The sequence below is a fragment of the Devosia sp. WQ 349K1 genome, assembly GCF_016595685.1.
GTDB lineage: Bacteria > Pseudomonadota > Alphaproteobacteria > Rhizobiales > Devosiaceae > Devosia.
The window spans coordinates 313071-330833 of the sequence record NZ_JAENGO010000005.1 but is presented as its reverse complement, the minus strand read 5'-3'; the positions used below and the strand labels follow the sequence as shown (position 1 = coordinate 330833).

At 57.3% G+C, this 17763-nt stretch carries 17 protein-coding genes; 15 read left to right on the top strand and 2 right to left on the bottom strand.

What is annotated here, in order from left to right:
- Positions 1-20: 20 nt before the first annotated feature.
- Positions 21-1271, top strand: coding sequence for a glycosyltransferase family 2 protein (locus JHL21_RS12300; protein ID WP_200213744.1), 1251 nt, complete (start codon positions 21-23; stop codon positions 1269-1271).
- Here the strand turns inward: JHL21_RS12300 and JHL21_RS12295 are convergent.
- Positions 1261-2370, bottom strand: a complete 1110-nt coding sequence (locus JHL21_RS12295; RefSeq protein WP_200213742.1) for a hypothetical protein — start codon at positions 2368-2370, stop codon at positions 1261-1263. The two genes, JHL21_RS12300 and JHL21_RS12295, sit on opposite strands and share 11 nt — an antisense overlap.
- Before the next feature lie 88 nt (positions 2371-2458).
- Here JHL21_RS12295 and JHL21_RS12290 point away from each other — a divergent pair, with 88 nt between their 5' ends.
- From JHL21_RS12290 to JHL21_RS12270, 5 genes are read left to right on the top strand one after another with little or no spacing between them, the layout of a single operon-like run.
- The gene (locus tag JHL21_RS12290) at positions 2459-3391 is read left to right on the top strand and encodes a hypothetical protein (RefSeq protein ID WP_210338897.1); all 933 of its coding nucleotides are present in this window, start codon (positions 2459-2461) and stop codon (positions 3389-3391) included.
- 53 nt (positions 3392-3444) lie between these two features.
- Positions 3445-4140 (top strand): glycosyltransferase, encoded by a 696-nt coding sequence (locus tag JHL21_RS12285; RefSeq protein WP_200213739.1) that lies wholly within the window; start codon positions 3445-3447, stop codon positions 4138-4140.
- A complete protein-coding gene (locus JHL21_RS12280) occupies positions 4137-4856 on the top strand; it encodes a glycosyltransferase family 2 protein (RefSeq protein WP_200213737.1) in 720 nt (239 codons plus the stop codon). The genes JHL21_RS12285 and JHL21_RS12280 overlap by 4 nt, the downstream gene beginning before the upstream one ends.
- A gap of 43 nt (positions 4857-4899) precedes the next feature.
- A complete protein-coding gene (locus JHL21_RS12275; protein WP_169194213.1) occupies positions 4900-5319 on the top strand; it encodes a PqqD family protein in 420 nt (139 codons plus the stop codon).
- Between the two features lie 19 nt (positions 5320-5338).
- Positions 5339-6394: a nucleotidyltransferase family protein gene (locus JHL21_RS12270; RefSeq protein ID WP_200213736.1), complete on the top strand. Its 1056-nt coding sequence runs from the start codon at positions 5339-5341 to the stop codon at positions 6392-6394.
- 27 nt (positions 6395-6421) lie between these two features.
- Here the strand turns inward: JHL21_RS12270 and JHL21_RS12265 are convergent, their stop codons facing one another.
- Positions 6422-7087 carry a TetR family transcriptional regulator C-terminal domain-containing protein gene (locus JHL21_RS12265; RefSeq protein WP_200213792.1) on the bottom strand — a complete coding sequence of 222 codons (666 nt, stop codon included), beginning with the start codon at positions 7085-7087 and terminating at the stop codon, positions 6422-6424.
- 230 nt (positions 7088-7317) lie between these two features.
- On the opposite strand from JHL21_RS12265, the gene JHL21_RS12260 reads away from it, so the two are divergent.
- From JHL21_RS12260 to JHL21_RS12220, 9 genes are all read left to right on the top strand, one after another.
- Positions 7318-8598: an aspartate aminotransferase family protein gene (locus JHL21_RS12260; protein ID WP_200213791.1), complete on the top strand. Its 1281-nt coding sequence runs from the start codon at positions 7318-7320 to the stop codon at positions 8596-8598.
- 58 nt (positions 8599-8656) lie between these two features.
- Positions 8657-10153 (top strand): CoA-acylating methylmalonate-semialdehyde dehydrogenase, encoded by a 1497-nt coding sequence (locus JHL21_RS12255; protein ID WP_200213735.1) that lies wholly within the window; start codon positions 8657-8659, stop codon positions 10151-10153.
- A 157-nt stretch (positions 10154-10310) separates the two neighbouring features.
- Positions 10311-11561, top strand: coding sequence for a Zn-dependent hydrolase (locus JHL21_RS12250; protein WP_200213734.1), 1251 nt, complete (start codon positions 10311-10313; stop codon positions 11559-11561).
- A 97-nt stretch (positions 11562-11658) separates the two neighbouring features.
- Positions 11659-12078, top strand: coding sequence for an endonuclease domain-containing protein (locus JHL21_RS12245; protein ID WP_200213733.1), 420 nt, complete (start codon positions 11659-11661; stop codon positions 12076-12078).
- 11 nt (positions 12079-12089) lie between these two features.
- Positions 12090-13541, top strand: a complete 1452-nt coding sequence (gene hydA / locus JHL21_RS12240; protein ID WP_200213732.1) for a dihydropyrimidinase — start codon at positions 12090-12092, stop codon at positions 13539-13541.
- A 154-nt stretch (positions 13542-13695) separates the two neighbouring features.
- Complete coding sequence (locus JHL21_RS12235) at positions 13696-14484, top strand: ABC transporter ATP-binding protein (protein WP_200213731.1); 789 nt, start codon at positions 13696-13698, stop codon at positions 14482-14484.
- Between the two features lie 151 nt (positions 14485-14635).
- A complete protein-coding gene (locus JHL21_RS12230) occupies positions 14636-15505 on the top strand; it encodes an ABC transporter permease (RefSeq protein ID WP_200213730.1) in 870 nt (289 codons plus the stop codon).
- Between the two features lie 20 nt (positions 15506-15525).
- Entirely contained in the window at positions 15526-16614 is a 1089-nt protein-coding gene (locus JHL21_RS12225) for an ABC transporter permease (RefSeq protein ID WP_200213789.1), read from the top strand.
- A 21-nt stretch (positions 16615-16635) separates the two neighbouring features.
- Positions 16636-17613 (top strand): ABC transporter substrate-binding protein, encoded by a 978-nt coding sequence (locus tag JHL21_RS12220; protein ID WP_169194220.1) that lies wholly within the window; start codon positions 16636-16638, stop codon positions 17611-17613.
- The last annotated feature ends 150 nt before the right edge of the window (positions 17614-17763 follow it).

Genomic DNA, 17763 nt, shown 5'->3' with positions numbered 1-17763 from the left:
GATGTAAGAAAGTGCTATCGATGGCCTCCGAGACGTGGAAGCGCTGGGTCACCGGGCCATCAGAACATGTATCTCCGACGAACCTGCACCGCGCCGACTTGGCCGTCGTCGTTATTGGTTTCCGCGCGCAAACGGGTTTAGTTGCAGCAGTCGCCTCCCTGCTCCGCCAAGATTGCCCGGCGGAAGTTGTAGTGGTGAATTCCGGAGGCGGAGGGGCGGGGGCGCTTCTAAGCGAATTTAGTGGACGCATCCGAGTCATAGATATCGAGCGACCTTTGCGCGTCGGCGCAGCGCGTAATATTGGCATTGACGCGACGCAAGCACCCTATGTTGGCTTTCTCGCCGGGGACTGCATCGCCAGACCAGGCTGGGTCAGCGCGAGATTGCAACGACATGCCAAGGGTAGTCGCGCTGTCGCTTCGGCCATCGCCTTGCCTGGCCTGCGAAATGCCCCCGCTCTCGCTGCCCACTTGCTGCTCTTTGGCCTTCGCTCCCCCCAGATCCATCCCGCATATGCACTACGGTATGGCGCTTCCTATAAACGCGATGTCTTTGCTGAGTTTGGGTATTTCAACACCGCCGCCCGAATCGCTGAAGACAGTTCCTTTGCCCAACGGCTGGGACGTCACGTCTTTGCCGCTTGGGCGCCCGAAGTACAGACTGAGCATGCCAATCCTCAAACAGGGTGGTCGCTCACCCAAGACCTCTATGCACGAGGGCGTCGAGCTGCACGAGGCACCCCTACCGACAAGGCGTCACCTACGCCATTGGCTCAATTCAAAACCGTCTCTGCAAATGCCCGCCAACGTAGACGCGCTGCCAACAAGATAGCGTCCGATTTCATCGGTCTGGATCAGTCAGCTCTTGCTGCAGTCAAACCTTTTCTCAGCATTGGGAGCTGGGCCTATAGTGTCGGTGCGGCGCGGGGAGCGCGCCAATTGGAGCGCACTTATCGGCTGGCGAGCACTGAAGAACATGATGGCCCGCTCCAAAACATCAGCCTGCTCGAAAGCGCCGTGTCCATGGACGGCGAAAATATCGCGCTGCGCCTCCTGTGCGCGGATGCGTATCGCAACGTTGACGACGCCAAGAGCGAGGCTCATCTGAACATGGCCATGGAACTCTCATGCTTCCACGATGTCCATGCTGAACGACAGTTGGCTTGGCTCCGAGAACGCAATTTGGTGGCACAAGCGGATGCCTTTGACAGACGTCTGCGCTATTGCCTTCCCGCATTCGCACGGCAAATCGGCGCAGAGCCTATCCCGTAAGTTCGGCCGAGAACCGCATGCCGTCGTGCGGAAAATTCGCCTCGATAAAAGCCTTTAATAGGCGGCCATTCTGTTCGGCGTCAGCTGAGAGATCGAGATGAAAACACGGGAGCTGTCTGAGAAGCTTAGCGTAAAACGACATACCGCGTTCTTGTTCTGCAGGGAATTGAAAGAGGTTGGACGTCATCAATGCAAGCATGACCTCGCGCGCTTTGGCCGGGCGCAAAGCCGGAACCGCAGCGTGCGCAATACGGGGCAAAACCACGGCACCGAGCCGGAGTTCACTCACAAAGGGTTCAAGAAAATACTGGTCGGGGTTAAACATGACCTTGCCGCGCCAATTGTCGGCCAAATCGGCCGTGCCCTGCTGCAAATGAGGTAGGCGCGCCAAACCTGCTCGATCTTGTTTGACAACCCTGTATAGTGCTCGCGCTATACCGGACCCCGCCATGTCTAAGGCAATATAGTCATCGCCGACGGTCTTGAGACCCACGGACAAGCCCGCAAGAGTAGTTCCAGACTTTCCTGCGCCTCCGGCCCCGAACATCACTATGCCAGCGCCGTTAAGCCCTAGGGTTGCGGCATGGGCGAGCCGCTGCTCATGCTCATCGAATATCCAGTGCAAGTGCTGGCGCAACGGCGCTGTCGCGTCCCAAAGCGGCAGAGTTTCTCTGCGTTCTGTCAGCTGGACGCCAATGCGTCGCTCCGTATCGTAGAACTTCCAAGTCCCTTCCTGAAACGGATAGGCCGCACGCAATCCTGCCGCGCGAGCTAAGTGCTGAAAAGCCTCGGGGGAGCATGTCGATTGATCCAGTCGCGGCACCCCAAATGCCGGCGTCTGTGTGCCCGTTAGAATGAAAATACGATGCTCACAGAGGTCTTCCACGGCGCGCGACGACAAGATGCCGACATAGTCATCGGCCAACGGGGCATCATCAAAAACAAGCTCAAGCTGTAGGTCCGCGAGAAAAATTTTGCGACGATGCCAAACGGGTTGCGGCGCCGTAGCCAAATGGCTGATCACCTGGCGCATCCATTGAACTGCAGTGGCACCGTCTACTGTTAGACAGGAGGTGGAAAATTCAGTTAGTCCTGCCATCTGCATGCTCTTTTTGCTTGTGCACAAGGACGATTTGCTAGCTTAACCGTCTGATAAAATACATTTCTCAGAAATGCTATTCACTCCGATGACCGTCAGTTCAATAGAAGTTCGCCATGCACCCCCGGCAATATCCCAACGGGTACGGGCTTGGTTCGAAAAACCGTCTCGGATTGCCTTGGTTGATGGCGGCAGATCGATCCATCTACCCCACCCCGATAAACGCGGTTATTCGCTAAAGATCAAAGGGGCAGGTTATCGTGGCGGTGGTGTAAAATTTGGGACGCACGTAGCGTCTGGACCGACCGCACCGCGCTTTGATTTCGATGGACGGATGATGGTGGATGTGGCCAGCGGCCACAACACTGCTTTCGTGGGAGGCGCATCGTTTCAGCAGGCTGCCACCGAGTTTTTCATGGCGCAAGAATTTGCAAGGCTCGGCATAGAGGTCGTCGCCTGCGTCGGCTACGGGCGTATCGCGCATGGTGAGCATGTCTCATGGTTCTCGATACATGAATGGCCGACCGGCTACCACGACATCGGCGCGGACGAGACGGAAATCTACCGCTTAGTCAATCTAAACGTCAGCCGGATCATTCTGGAGCTTGCTCAACAGCACAACAAAATCGGCTATTTTTGGATGGCTCAGAACGCGGCGGGCCATCAGACCGCCTTCGATCTTCACCCGTTCATTTCGGTTGATCCGCTGAATTGCTCGCAGCTGAGTTGGGTCATGCAATTAGCCTTTGCCTATTCAGTTCGGTGTTATGCCTGTGAAATATTTTCAAAACTTTCAAGCAACCAAAATCAGCATGCAGACACCGCTGCGTATCCGCTCCTCGCGGTCTTGCCGAATGCGACACAGGACGACTATAACGATTTAAAAATTAGGTTATTGAAGCCAGCCAAGAAGATGGTCACTTCTAATTTTACCGCGAAGAAATTGGTTGATTTGATTAATGGCACTCGCATTGGTCAAGCTCTAATGTATCAGTGCCCAGATAACTACACCCGCTTTTAAGCACTACGCGGCCTGCGTCGTGCGCATAAGACTTTGACATCAGGTAATTCGGTTTGAATAAGACCTCCCCCGCCGACACAACCGTCGTCATACCGGCTTTCAATGCGGAAAAATACTTGCGCGAAGCCATCAACAGTGTTGTGCGGCAAACGCGGCCTGCTGCCGCGATCATCATAGTCGATGATGGCTCAACCGACGGCACCCCAGAGATTGCACAGTCCTACCAGGGCGTCACTTATGTGCACCAGGCCAATGCCGGCGTTGCTGCAGCTCTCAATCATGGTGTTCGGTTGGCCATGACCGATACGATTGCGTTTCTCAGTGCAGATGACGTGTGGACGCCCGAAAAGCTTGAACTCCAGCATATCGCGCTCGCAGGCCAGTCCAAGACATTGGTGTTCGGCCACATGCAACATTTTCTGTCGCCCGAACTGCCCCCTGAATTGACCAGAACCCTAGCCTGTCCTCCCGATCCAATGCCTGCTTTTTCGGCAGGCACTCTGCTCGCCGCTGTAGAGGACATCCGAGCGGTCGGGCCGTTCAATGAGACTTTTCAAGTCGGCGAGTTCATGGACTGGTACGGCAGAGCGAAAGATGCGGGCCTTGTGACAACTATGCTGGACGCGACAGTATCGATGCGCCGTGTCCACAGCTCTAACCACAGCACGAAAACGCTGCGAAATCAGAGCTATGCGCCTGTTTTAAAAGCGCTTATCGATCGACGCCGCGCGCTACAGGAAAAATCATGAAAGTTGTCGCTCTGCTGCAAGCGCGCAATGAAGAGCGCTACCTCTCCGAATGGCTTGAGAATATCGCTCCAGTCGTTGATGCGATTGTAGCCATCGACGACGGGTCAATGGACAAGACAGCGGATATTTTGTCCGCTCACCCAAAGCTTGCTGAGCTGATCAAACGTTCTCCAGGTCAACCCTGGCGAGAACGCGACAACCATATTGAACTCATCAAAGCAGGCCGTCGTCATCAGGCGGACTGGTTTTTATGCATCGATGCCGATGAACGTATCGAACTCAATTTTGGCGCGTCGCTGCCAGCGCTACTGAAAGAAGCAGACGTTCGTGGCGTTGAGGCCTTTTCCCTGCGCCTACGTGAAATGTGGAACGACGACCGCACGTATCGGGTGGACGGGATCTGGGGCCAGAAGGCGCGCTATCGCCTGTTCAAGAACAATCCTTCGCACAACAAATTTGATCCGCGCCAATTGCATCGCCATTGGATGCCGCTGGAGATCGTCATGCGGCTCCATGCGGTCGGTGGGCAATTGCCTTACGCAATTTATCATCTGCGTATGATCGATGCCGCGGATCGTCTGGCCAGATATCACCGCTACAAACAACTAGACCCGACCAATCGCTTTCAGACCGAAAACTACGACTATCTCATTGATGAGACAGGGCTCGAACTCGCGACGATTGCCGAAGGCGCAGACTACAAAGTCAGATCGTGACGCGAACTGGCCTGCGCCAACACCACTATATGGAGACCTTGAGATGACCGAGACATTCCTTCAAACAGCTGAACCCAATTGCAGCGCCGAGGAATTTGATGGCGAGTTGGTGGCCATCAATCTCGAAACTGGCATCTATTTCAGTATCAAGGCCTCCGGCGCCGCTATTTGGGCTGACCTCAATGCCGGTCACTCGATCGAAACGATCCGAGCGCTCGCCAGCGCGCGCGGCGATCTCGCGGTCGCGACAGACAGTTTCATACAGCAGTTGCAGGATCACGGCTTGATGCGCCGCGTCGATAGCGCCGCGGTGCCGAGCACAGCTCCCAGCTTCGCCGCCTTTACAGATGCCGTAGATCTGCCCGAACTGGAATCCTTTGGCGACATGCAGAGCCTTTTGCTGTTGGACCCCGTGCATGAAGTGGACGCTGAAGTCGGTTGGCCGCTTGCAAAGAAGGACTGAGGCGAACTCAGCCACAACTATGACCGCGTCACCTCCAGAGAGCGCGCTTGCTCCCTACCTTGATCGTTCCTACGCGCTCGTGCTGCGAGCGATTGCGCAGAGCGGGGCGGCCTCTGTAGACGCATACACAGAATGGCGCGCGCTAACCCCTTTGAGCGCCGTTCCCTTTGCACAACACCGTGCGTTCCCGATGCTTGCCGATTTCGTGACCCGGGAGAATATCGCAGAGCGTGAATACGAGCGCCTGCGCGGCGTGAGCCGAAATCTCTTCACTAGAAACGCGGCGAACCTGCACCACTTGCGGCAGGTTCTGGATCTAATGGCCCAGCAGACCATCGCGCCCATCCTGCTGTCAGGTTTGGCTTTGCACGCGCACAAGGCGGTGCGTTTGGATGGGATGGTTCTCGGCGCACTGGAGCTGCTGATCCCGGCCGCACAATTTCATGTGGCCCAAGACCTCTTCAAAGCAAATGCCTATCGCCCCGCAAGCGAAAGGCCCGCGCCAGACAACGCTTCTTGGCACCCGCCGAGCAGCGACTGTCTAATCATTCTCAGAACGAGCCCGTTACCCAGTCTGACCAATCCGCATTTCGTACAAGAGTGCATCGCAGCGTCTCACATGCACCAATTCCAAGACAGGCATGTGCGGGTGCTATCTCCGACCGAGCTACTCTTTTGTGCCTGCGTGCAACCCGCAATTCATGACGACATCGCCTGTTTCACAGCGATACTTCAGGGCCATGCGCTACTCGCCACTGTGCCTAACGCGATTGACTGGGTGGCGCTTCAAGCCCGCATTCGACGCCACGGATTGCAGGCCTATGCTCTGGCCTATTTTCAGTTTTTGACACAACACACCGCGCATGACGTTCCAAGCACGTTCATGGCCGCGCTCAACGCCACGGTTCGCCAAGACAATATCGACGAATGGATGGCCGACAGGCAGCGACCAACAGAACGTCCAATCGGCCCAAAACTGCGGAAGGCCTATCGGGATCTGCGCTTTTTCCGGCACAGTCCATCGACGCTCGTTGGCAAGATTATACGCGGGATGACGCGTCCCCTCAGTCGCTGAGTTAACGCAGTTTTCCTGCGCCCGTCTTTATGGGCTACTCGCCGTCCGCAGGATGCCCTGCATGAACACATGCTCCAGCGTGCGGGCGGCGTCTTCAAAGCGGCCTTCTCCGTTGCGGCCTGGCCCGAGAATAGCGCGAACCTGCACGTCAAAATCGGCGTAGTGCTGGGTCGTCGCCCAGATGGCGAAAATCAAGTGATAGGGGTCGGTGCGCGCCAGCTTGCCCTCGTCCATCCAGCGCAGCAAAATCTGCGCTTTTTCGTCGACGAGATTTTTCAGATCCACCTCGATCATGTCGATGACATGTTCGGCCCCACGCAGCATTTCATTGGCGAAGAGACGACTTTCGCGGGGGAAATCGCGCGCCATCTCCAGTTTGCGCCGGATGTACGAACGGATTTCGCTGGCCGGGTCGCCATCGGCCTTCATTTCATGCAACGGGGCCAGCCAAGTGGTCAGCAGCTCGGAAATGAGACGGCGGTGAATCTCCTCCTTGCGTGGGAAGTAATAAAGCAAGTTGGGCTTACTCATTCCCGCCACTTCGGCGATTTGGTCAATGGTCGACCCTCGGAAGCCATGGACAGAGAAGACCTCAAGCGCCGCACCAAGGATAAGGTCGTGCTTTTCTTTCTGTATTCGAGTCAGCGCCTTAGGCTTTTTACTAGGCTTCGCGATCACATCATGACCAGTCATTGCTGAATTTTTACTCACCCCCATAAGTTTCCCGCTCGTCTTTGTATTGTTCGTGCTCATTTTCGCCTTGCGGGAATGGATAGGGATGGTAACATTTTTCCAATTGGTCAAAATTTCCTGACTTCTGGCGTCATCGTCAAGTCTGTTTGACGCAAGACTTAAGTTCAGGGGGGAGTTCTATAGTGTCGCCATCATCCACCGTTGCGCCAAACGACCTCAGCGCGTTCTGGATGCCGTTTACGGCAAATCGCCAGTTTAAGCAGAACCCACGCATGTTCGTGGCTGCCAAGGACATGCACTACACCACCGCTGATGGCCGCCAAGTGCTCGATGGCACCGCAGGCCTGTGGTGCTGCAATGCTGGCCACGCACGCCCAAAAATTGTTGAGGCTATTGCCAAACAAGCCGCTGAGCTGGATTACGCGCCTGCCTTCCAAATGGGGCATCCCAAGGCGTTCGAGCTCGCAAACCGCCTCGTCGACATCTCCCCTGCCGGGCTCGACCATGTTCTCTTCACCAACTCGGGTTCTGAATCGGTTGAGACCGCGCTCAAAGTTGCGCTCGCCTATCAGAAGGTCATCGGCCAAGGCTCACGAACACGTCTGATCGGTCGCGAACGCGGCTATCACGGGGTCAATTTCGGCGGCATTTCCGTTGGCGGCATTGTAACCAATCGCAAAATGTTCGGCACGCTGCTCACCGGCGTGGATCACCTGCCACATACCCATAACCTTGCCAAAAATGCCTTCTCGCGCGGTCTGCCCGAGCATGGTGCGGATTTGGCCGATGAACTGGAACGCATCGTCACGCTCCACGACGCCTCAACCATTGCCGCAGTGATCGTAGAGCCTGTCGCCGGGTCCACAGGCGTTCTCATTCCACCGCCAGCCTATCTGCAGCGCCTGCGCGACATCACCAAGAAGCACGGCATTCTGCTTATTTTCGATGAGGTCATCACCGGCTACGGCCGTCTGGGCACCCCATTTGCGGCCGACTATTTTGGCGTGACGCCAGATATTATGGTCACCGCGAAGGGCCTCACCAATGGCGTCATTCCAATGGGCGCCGTTATGGTCACCAAGGAAATCCACGACGCCTTCATGACCGGCCCGGAGAACATGATCGAGTTCTTCCACGGCTATACCTACTCGGGCAATCCTATTGCCTCGGCGGCGGGTCTCGCCACGCTCGAAACCTATAAGGACGAAGGTCTGCTCACGCGCGGCGCCGAACTCGCCAAGGTATGGGAAGATGGTCTGCACTCCCTCAAGGGCCTGCCGCATGTCATCGACATCCGCAATATCGGTCTGGTTGGCGCGATTGAGCTAAAACCCATCGACGGCGCACCGACCAAGCGCGCCTTCTCGGCCTTCCTCAAGGCCTATGAAAAGGGCGTGCTCATCCGCACTACGGGCGACATCATTGCGCTGTCGCCACCGCTGATCGTTTCGGAAAGCCAGATCGATCAGATCGTCACCACACTGTCCGACATTCTCAAGACGCTGGACTAACACAAGCGAGCCGATACGGTTGGGAGACCGGGTCGGCTCGTTCACTTTGGAGGAATGAATGCAGGTCATTGAGAATGCCGTTGCTGGCAAACGTTATGTCTCCGCATCGACGCGCCGCGTCCCGGTTTTCAACCCAGCTACTGGTGAACAATCGGCCGAACTGCCGCTGTCGACACTCGACGAGCTGAACGCCGCCGTCGCCAATGCCAAGAAAGCCCAAGTGGCTTGGGGCAATACCCCGCCGATGAAGCGCGCCCGCGTGATGTTCAAGTTCAAGGCGCTGCTCGATCAATATTCTGATGATCTGGCGCGTGAAATCTCCAAAGAACACGGCAAGGTGCATGACGATGCCTTGGGCGAAGTGGCGCGTGGCATCGATTGCGTCGACTTTGCTTGCGGCATTCCGCATCTCTTAAAGGGCGAGTTCAGCCGCAATGTTGGCCCGTCCATCGACAGCTATTCGGATCGCCAGCCGCTGGGCGTTGTTGCTGGGATTACCCCGTTCAACTTCCCGGCCATGGTGCCGATGTGGATGTATCCAGCCGCCATCGCTTGTGGCAATGCGTTCATTCTCAAGCCATCGGAACGCGATCCATCCGCGCCAATGCTGGCTTGGAACCTCTTTATGGAAGCAGGCCTTCCCGAAGGCATTCTTAATATCGTCCATGGCGATAAGGAAATGGTCGACGGGATTTTGGACCATGCCGACATCAAGGCAGTGTCCTTCGTTGGCTCGACCCCGATTGCCGAATATGTCTACCAGCGCGGCACCAAGGCCGGCAAACGCGTGCAGGCCCTCGGCGGCGCCAAAAACCACATGATCATCATGCCAGACGCGGACCTCGATCAAGCAGCCGATGCGCTGATGGGCGCAGGTTATGGCTCAGCAGGCGAACGCTGCATGGCTATCTCTGTAGCCGTGCCCGTTGGCAAGCAGACAGCGGATGCGCTGGTGGCAAAGCTGAAACCACGCGTTGAGGCTCTGAAAATTGGCCCAGCGACTGATAAGGACGCCGAAATGGGTCCGGTCGTCACCAAAATGCACCGCGATAAGATCGTCGGCTATATCGATAGCGGCGTTGAAGACGGCGCTGAGCTCGTCGTCGATGGCCGCGGTTTTAGCCTACAGGGCTACGAAAACGGCTATTATGTCGGCGGCACTCTGTTCGACAATGTCGAGCCCGAGATGAAGATTTATAAGGAAGAAATTTTTGGACCGGTGCTCTCGGTTGTGCGCCGGGACAGTTTCCAAGACGCTGTCGATCTCATCCACGGGCACGAATATGCCAATGGAACGGCCATCTTCACCCGCGACGGCGACGCCGCTCGTGAATTTGCGGACAAGATCGAAGTGGGCATGGTGGGCATTAACGTGCCCCTCCCCGTGCCGGTGGCCTACCACTCCTTTGGTGGGTGGAAGCGCAGCCTATTTGGCGATCATTCCATCTACGGGCCTGAAGGCATTCACTTCTATACGCGGCTCAAAACCGTCACCACCCGCTGGCCAGCCGGCATCAAGGGTGGTGCCGAATTTAGCTTCCCAAGTGTGAAGTAGGCAAAGATGAGGAGCAGGATCGAACATAAGTTGATCTCTGCGACCCCGCTCCGGCGGCCCAGCGCCGCACATAATGCTATTGAAGGTAAGCCCTGCCGCTCGCGCACCGCGACGGCAGGGCTTTTTATTTCGACCTTAAGAATGACGAGACACACGCATGACCGCACCCGGTGAAAACCTCAAGATCAATGGCGACCGGCTTTGGGATAGCCTGATGGAGATGGCCAAGATTGGCCCCGGTGTGGCTGGCGGCAATAACCGTCAAACCCTCACCGACAGCGACAAAGAAGGACGCGAGCTTTTTAAGCGATGGTGCGACGAAGCCGGGCTCACGATGGGCGTCGATCAAATGGGCACAATGTTCATGACCCGCGCGGGCACGGACCCGAGCGCCCTGCCCGTCTACATCGGCTCGCACCTCGATACCCAGCCAACCGGCGGCAAATATGACGGCGTCTTGGGCGTGCTCGCAGGCCTCGAAGTTGTGCGCTCGATGAACGATCTCGGCATTCAAACCAAGCATCCCATCGTCGTCACCAACTGGACCAATGAAGAAGGCGCGCGCTTTGCCCCCGCCATGCTGGCCTCAGGCGTGTTTGCCGGTGTCATTAGCCAAGACCACGCCTATGGCCGCAAAGACCAGGACGGCAAAAGCTTTGGCGATGAGCTCAAGCGCATCGGCTGGCTGGGTGACGAAGAGGTCGGCGCGCGCAAAATGCACGCCTATTTCGAGTATCACATTGAGCAAGGGCCTATTCTCGAAGCCGAAGAAAAGCAGATCGGCGTCGTCACGCATTGCCAAGGCCTGTGGTGGCTCGAGTTCACTCTCACCGGTCGCGAGGCGCACACCGGTTCCACCCCCATGAACATGCGCGTCAATGCCGGGCTCGCCATGGCCCGCATTTTCGAGATGGTGCAGGACGTGGCAATGGGCGAACAGCCGGGCGCCGTTGGCGGCGTGGGGCAGGTCAAATTCTCCCCAAACTCGCGCAATGTGCTCCCAAGCACGGTCATCTTCACGGTCGACATCCGCACGCCAGACCTCGCCAAGCTCAATCGCATGCGCGGCGAAATCGAAAAGCGTGCGGCCGCGATCTGCGACGAAATCGGCGTTAAATGCGCAGTTGAAGCCATTGGCCATTTTGATCCGGTCACCTTTGACCCAACGCTTGTTGGCCGTGTGCGCGCAGCCGCCGAACGCCTTGGCTACAGCCATATGAATGTCATCTCTGGTGCGGGCCATGACGCGTGCTGGGCGGCAAAGGTCGCGCCCTCGACCATGATCATGTGCCCCTGCGTCGGTGGGCTATCGCACAACGAAGCGGAAGAGATTTCCCCCGAATGGGCCGCAGCCGGAGCCGACGTGTTGCTGCACGCCGTTCTCGAAACAGCGGAGATCGTGGGGTGAGTTTTTTGGTCCGGAAAAAGAGGCCTGTGCTCTGCCTGTCCTCTCCCCCACGGGGAGAGGTGGCACGGCTCAGCCGTGACGGTGAGGGGGCCTAGCAATGACCGCCCGCCCCCGCGCCTTACGCAAGGCCGCCAGTGACGCTGAAAACCGGCTCTGGTGGATTTTGCGAAATCGCGGATTAGCGGGACACAAGTTTGTTCGGCAACTGCCCGTGGGGCCGTTCATCGTCGACTTTGCCTGCCGCTCGGCAGCACTGATTGTCGAACTGGATGGTGGGCAGCATGCCGACAGCGAGAGCGACCTGAGGCGTACGGCCTATTTGAATACTGAGGGGTATTCGGTTCTGCGCTTCTGGAACAGCGAGGTGATGGCGGAGCGAGACGCAGTCTTGGGCGCCATCTTGAGGGTGATTGAGGGGTTCCCCTCACCCGACCTGCGCTTCGCTCCGGCCACCCTCTCCCCCTTGGGGAGAGGACAGATAGGGCGGCGAGCTTCGGCTGCGACGCACAAGGAGTAGAGGGAATGACAATGAGTAAAGTTATCAAGAACGGCACGGTGGTCACGGCCGACCTGACCTACAAAGCCGACGTGAAAATCGAAGGAGATGTGATTGTTGAGATCGGCGACAACCTCTCCGGCGATGAGGTTTTGGACGCGACCGGCTGTTACATCATGCCCGGCGGAATTGATCCGCATACCCACCTCGAAATGCCCTTTATGGGCACTTATTCAGCCGATGATTTTGAGAGCGGCACACGCGCTGGCCTAATGGGCGGCACCACCATGGTCATCGATTTTTGCCTGCCCAATCCCAACCAGAGCCTCTTAGAAGCGCTCAAAATGTGGGACAATAAAACTGGCAAAGCCTATGCCGACTATTCCTTCCACATGGCTGTCACCTGGTGGGGCGAGCAGGTGTTTGATGAAATGGCCGAGGTGGTCGATCGAGGCATCACCTCGTTCAAGCATTTCATGGCCTATAAGGGCAGCCTGATGGTCAATGACGATGAGATGTTCTCCTCGTTCCAGCGCTGCGCCGACCTTGGTGCGCTGCCCCTCGTTCATGCTGAAAACGGCGATATTGTTGCTGCGATGACGGCAAAGCTCCTTGCCGAAGGCAATACGGGCCCTGAAGGCCACGCCTATTCACGCCCGCCCGAAGTGGAAGGGGAAGCTACCAACCGTGCCATTATGCTGGCCGATATGGCAGGCGTGCCGCTCTATGTCGTTCACACATCTTGCGAGCAGGCCCACGAAGCCATCCGCCGGGCCCGCGCCAAGGGCATGCGCGTTTATGGCGAGCCGCTGATCCAACATCTGACGCTCGACGAAAGCGAATATTTCAATCCCGATTGGGACCACGCCGCCCGTCGCGTCATGTCTCCTCCGTTCCGCAATAAGCAGCACCAGGACTCGCTCTGGGCAGGCTTGCAATCCGGCTCGCTCTCTTGCGTCGCCACCGACCACTGCGCTTTTACCTCCGAGCAGAAGCGCAATGGCATTGGCAATTTCTCGAAAATTCCGAACGGTACCGGTGGCCTCGAAGATCGCCTACCCGTGTTGTGGAGCGCAGGGGTGAACACCGGTCGTCTGACCATGAATGAGTTCGTCGCCGTCACCTCGACCAATATCGCCAAAATCCTCAACATGTACCCAAAGAAGGGCGCTGTGCTGGTTGGCGCCGATGCCGATCTCATCGTGTGGGACCCGGAACGCACCAAGACCATTTCGGCCAAGAGCCAGCAATCGGTCATCGAATACAATGTGTTTGAAGGCTTTGAATGCAAGGGCATGCCGCGCTTTGTGCTGACCCGCGGCCATGTCTCGGTCGTCGAAGACAAGTTCCAGGGCGAGCAAGGCCACGGCAAGTTTGTGGCGCGTGAAGCCAAGAACCCGGTCAACCGCGCGCTCAGCACGTGGAAGGACATCGTCTCTCCTCGCAAGATCGAACGCGCTGGCATCCCAGCGACGGGGGTTTGATGACTTTTTTGACTAGTTTTCTACCGAAGGCCCCCTCACCCGGCCCAATGGGCCGACCTTTCCCCCTAGGGAGAGGTGAAGAGGGTGCACTGGTTAACCTCTCCCCTTGGGGGAGAGGTCGACGCAACGCGTCAGGTGAGGGGGCCTTTGCGCAATGACCACTGTCGTTCACGCTCAAAATCTTGGCCTCACCTTCCCCACCGGCGACGGCGACGTTGTTGCGCTCTCTGACGTCAATTTGACCATCAACAAGGGTGAGTTTGTCTCCTTCATCGGCCCCTCTGGCTGCGGGAAAACGACATTTTTGCGCACCATTGCCGATCTTGAACGCCCCACATCCGGCACGCTGACCGTCAATGGAAAGACTGCCGAACAGGCGCGAAAAGACCGCTCCTATGGCTATGTGTTTCAGGCCGCCGCGCTCTATCCGTGGCGCACCATTGAAAGGAACGTCGCCCTACCCCTCGAGATTATGGGGCATTCTGCCAGTGAGCAGGCCGAACGCATCAAGCGCACCATGGAGCTGGTGAACCTTTCCGGCTTTGAGAAGAAATACCCATGGCAACTGTCGGGTGGCATGCAGCAGCGTGCCTCCATCGCTCGCGCGCTCAGCTTTGACGCCGATCTTCTACTGATGGACGAGCCCTTTGGGGCGCTCGACGAGATCGTCCGAGACCATCTCAATTCCGAGCTTTTGAAACTCTGGGCGCGGACCGAAAAAACCATCTGCTTTGTCACCCACTCCATTCCCGAGGCGGTGTATCTGTCGACAAAAATCGTCGTCATGTCCCCTCGTCCAGGCCGCGTCACCGACATTATCGAGAGCACGCTGCCCAAGGAGCGGCCCCTCGACATTCGCGAAACGCCTGAGTTCTTGGAAATCGCCGCCCGTGTGCGTGACGGCCTGCGGGCCGGTCATTCCTATGACGAGGAGCACGTATAGCCATGTGTCCTTCTCTTCATCATGAAGGCCCTCAACTAACCTCCCCCTATGAGGGAGAGCGATCAGATCGCGTCTTGAGTACGCCGCGTGTGAACTCACCAGCTAAACCCCTCCCCCTCTCAGGGGGAGGTTGGGTGGGGGTATCTCCCCCATGCTGAACCGCATTCTCCCCGTTCTCACCATTCTCATCGCCATTGTCGCCTTTTGGTACGCGATGGCGATCCATATGAATGCGCCCTGGCAGAACACGCTCAACACCCGCGCAAATCTCGAAAATGTGCCCTTCACCGAGTTTGCTCAGCAAACTTGGGCGCAGGCCAAACCTGTGCTTCCAGCACCCCATCAGGTGTTTTCCGAGATTTGGAGCGCAACGGTGGCGATGGATCTCACCTCCAAGCGCTCGCTCGCCTATCACAGTTGGATCACCCTCTCAGCGACGCTTCTCGGCTTTGCCTTTGGCACGGTTTTGGGCGTGCTGTTGGCTGTCGCGATCATTCACAATGATGCCACCGACCGCTCTTTGATGCCGTGGATCATTGCCAGCCAGACCATTCCAATTTTGGCGGTTGCGCCGATGATTGTGGTGGGGCTGGGAGCCGTCGGCCTCACGGGCATGATCCCGAAGGCGTTGATCTCCATGTATCTCTCCTTCTTCCCCGTCGTTGTCGGCATGGTGAAGGGGCTGCGCTCGCCGGAGAATATTCAGCTCGATCTGATGCGCACCTATGATGCCAATTCCTGGCAGGTGTTCTGGAAGCTGCGCTGGCCAGCGGCCATGCCTTTCCTCTTCGCCTCGATGAAGGTTGGCATTGCCATTTCGCTGATCGGCGCCGTGGTGGCAGAGCTGTCCAATGCCGCCGGTGGTGGCCTTGGCGTGCGTCTGCTCACGGGCTCCTACAATGGCCAAACCGTGCAAATCTGGGCGGCGCTGTTCTTGGCCGCGGGGATTGCCGCCGTTTTGGTGGCGCTGGTCGGTTCGGCTGAAAAATACGTCAACGCTCGCATGGGAGCTCGCGCATGATCTCGCTCGCTTTCACGCCCATGCAAAAGCTTCTCGCCGGTGTCGCAGGGGGCAGCGCCGGGCTTGGCTTGGTCTTGTCATTGACCAATCTGAGTGCGTCGCCACTGCTGCTGATCTTCTTTATCGTGGGGGCACTCACGCTCATCCGCTTTAAAAAGCCGCTGCCGATCTGGGTCGACGGCGTACTGATGGTGTTTGGCGCCTATGCCCTCATCGCGTCCTTGCCTGCTGAAGGCACGATGCCCGGCCATCATTGGTTAGCGCTGATCTCGGCTTGGGCGTTTTCTTGGTTGTTCGTTGAAGAGCTCTCCACCGCCATTCGCTTAGGAAAACTGCCGCACACCGGCACGGGGCTGGTCATTCCAACCATATTTGGCCTGGCCCTGCTCATTGTTTGGGAAGTCATCACGCGCGGCGCTGGCGTGCCGCCCGTGCTTCTGCCTTCCCCTTCAGCCATCGCCGCCCGTATGGCGGCCGAGACCTATATTCTAACTCAGGACTTCATTCAGACATTCATCAAATCCGTGCTGCCCGGCTATGCCATTGGCTGTCTTGCCGGTCTCCTTGTTGCCATTGCGGTTGATCGCTCGCCCTTCTTGAAGGCGGGCATCATGCCGATTGGCAATTTCATGTCGGCGCTTCCGATCATCGGGATCGCGCCGATTATGGTCATGTGGTTCGGTTTCGATTGGCAGAGTAAAGCTGCCGTCGTGGTCGCCATGACCTTCTTTCCCATGTTGATCAACACGGTGGCCGGGCTCAACGCAGCCTCGTCTATCGAGCGCGATCTCATGCACACCTATGCCGCCAACTATTGGCAGACCCTTATGAAGCTCAGGCTTCCCGCTGCGGGCCCCTTCATATTCAACGCCCTCAAGATCAATTCGACCTTGGCCTTGATCGGCGCAATCGTAGCGGAGTTTTTCGGGACGCCCGTCGTGGGAATGGGCTTCCGAATTTCGACCGGTGTTGGCCGTTTGGCCATTGATCTGGTCTGGGCGGAGATCGCTGTTGCGGCGGTCGCGGGGTCCGCCTTCTACGGTGTCATCGCTCTCATCGAGAAAGGTGTCACCTTCTGGCATCCGTCTGTCCGTGGTGGACGGGCGTAAAAGGGAAACGGGAACGCAAAAATGAAGAAAATTCTTGGAGGCCTTGTCGCAACCGCAATGGTTATGTCGGCAAGTTCAGCACTGTCTGCAGACGCACTCACCCTGCAGCTGAAGTGGGTCACGCAAGCCCAGTTTGCGGGCTATCTCGTTGCAGAAGCCAAGGGCTTTTATGACGAAGAAGACCTCGACATCACCATTCTTCCCGGCGGTCCCAACATCGCCCCAGAACAGGTGATCGCTGGCGGCGGCGCCGACATTATCGTCACCTGGATGGCAGCAGGCATGGCCGCGCGCGAAAGCGGCGTGCCACTCGTCAACATCGCCCAGCCCTATAAGCGCGCTGGCCTGATGATGATCTGCCCGACTGAAACCGGCGTCAAAACCGAAGCCGACTTCCCCGGGAAGACGCTCGGCGTTTGGTTCTTCGGCAATGAATATCCGTTCTTTGCTTGGATGAATAAGCTCGGTCTGGCCACCGATGGTTCGGCAGGCGGCGTCACCGTGCTGCAGCAAAGCTTTGACGTCCAGCCGATGATCCAGGGTCAGGCAGATTGTATCTCGGTGATGACCTATAACGAATATGGTCAGGCGCTGGATGCTGGCTACAGCCCAGACAATCTCACCATTTTCAACTACACCGAAATGGGTAATGACCTTCTCGAAGATGGTCTCTACGTCATGGAAGATAGCCTGAAGGATCCGGCCAAGGTTGACGCCTATGCCCGCTTCGTTCGCGCTTCGATGAAGGGCTGGGGCTATGCGCTCGAGAACCCAGATGAGGCCGCACAGATCGTTGTCGACGCCGACGAAACCGGCGCCGCCGAACTGGCGCACCAGCTCTACATGGTCAAGGAAGTGACCAAGCTCGTCGACCCAGATGATGCTGCGCTCGACATGGCGACCTATGATCGTACCGTCAAGGCGCTCCTTGACCAGAAGATCGTCAAGGCTCTGCCAGAAGGCGCTTACACCACTGTCGTCACCGACGCACTGAAGTAAGTTTTCCAATCCATCAGCTTTGCAGAGCGGGGGCCTTCGGGCTCCCGCTTTTGTTTATCTTGCGGCAGCTTTGCGGCGACCATCGGAACCATCCAGCCTGACAAGGGATTACCTCTTCGATACAAATCCAAAGAGAGGCTTATCGATGAA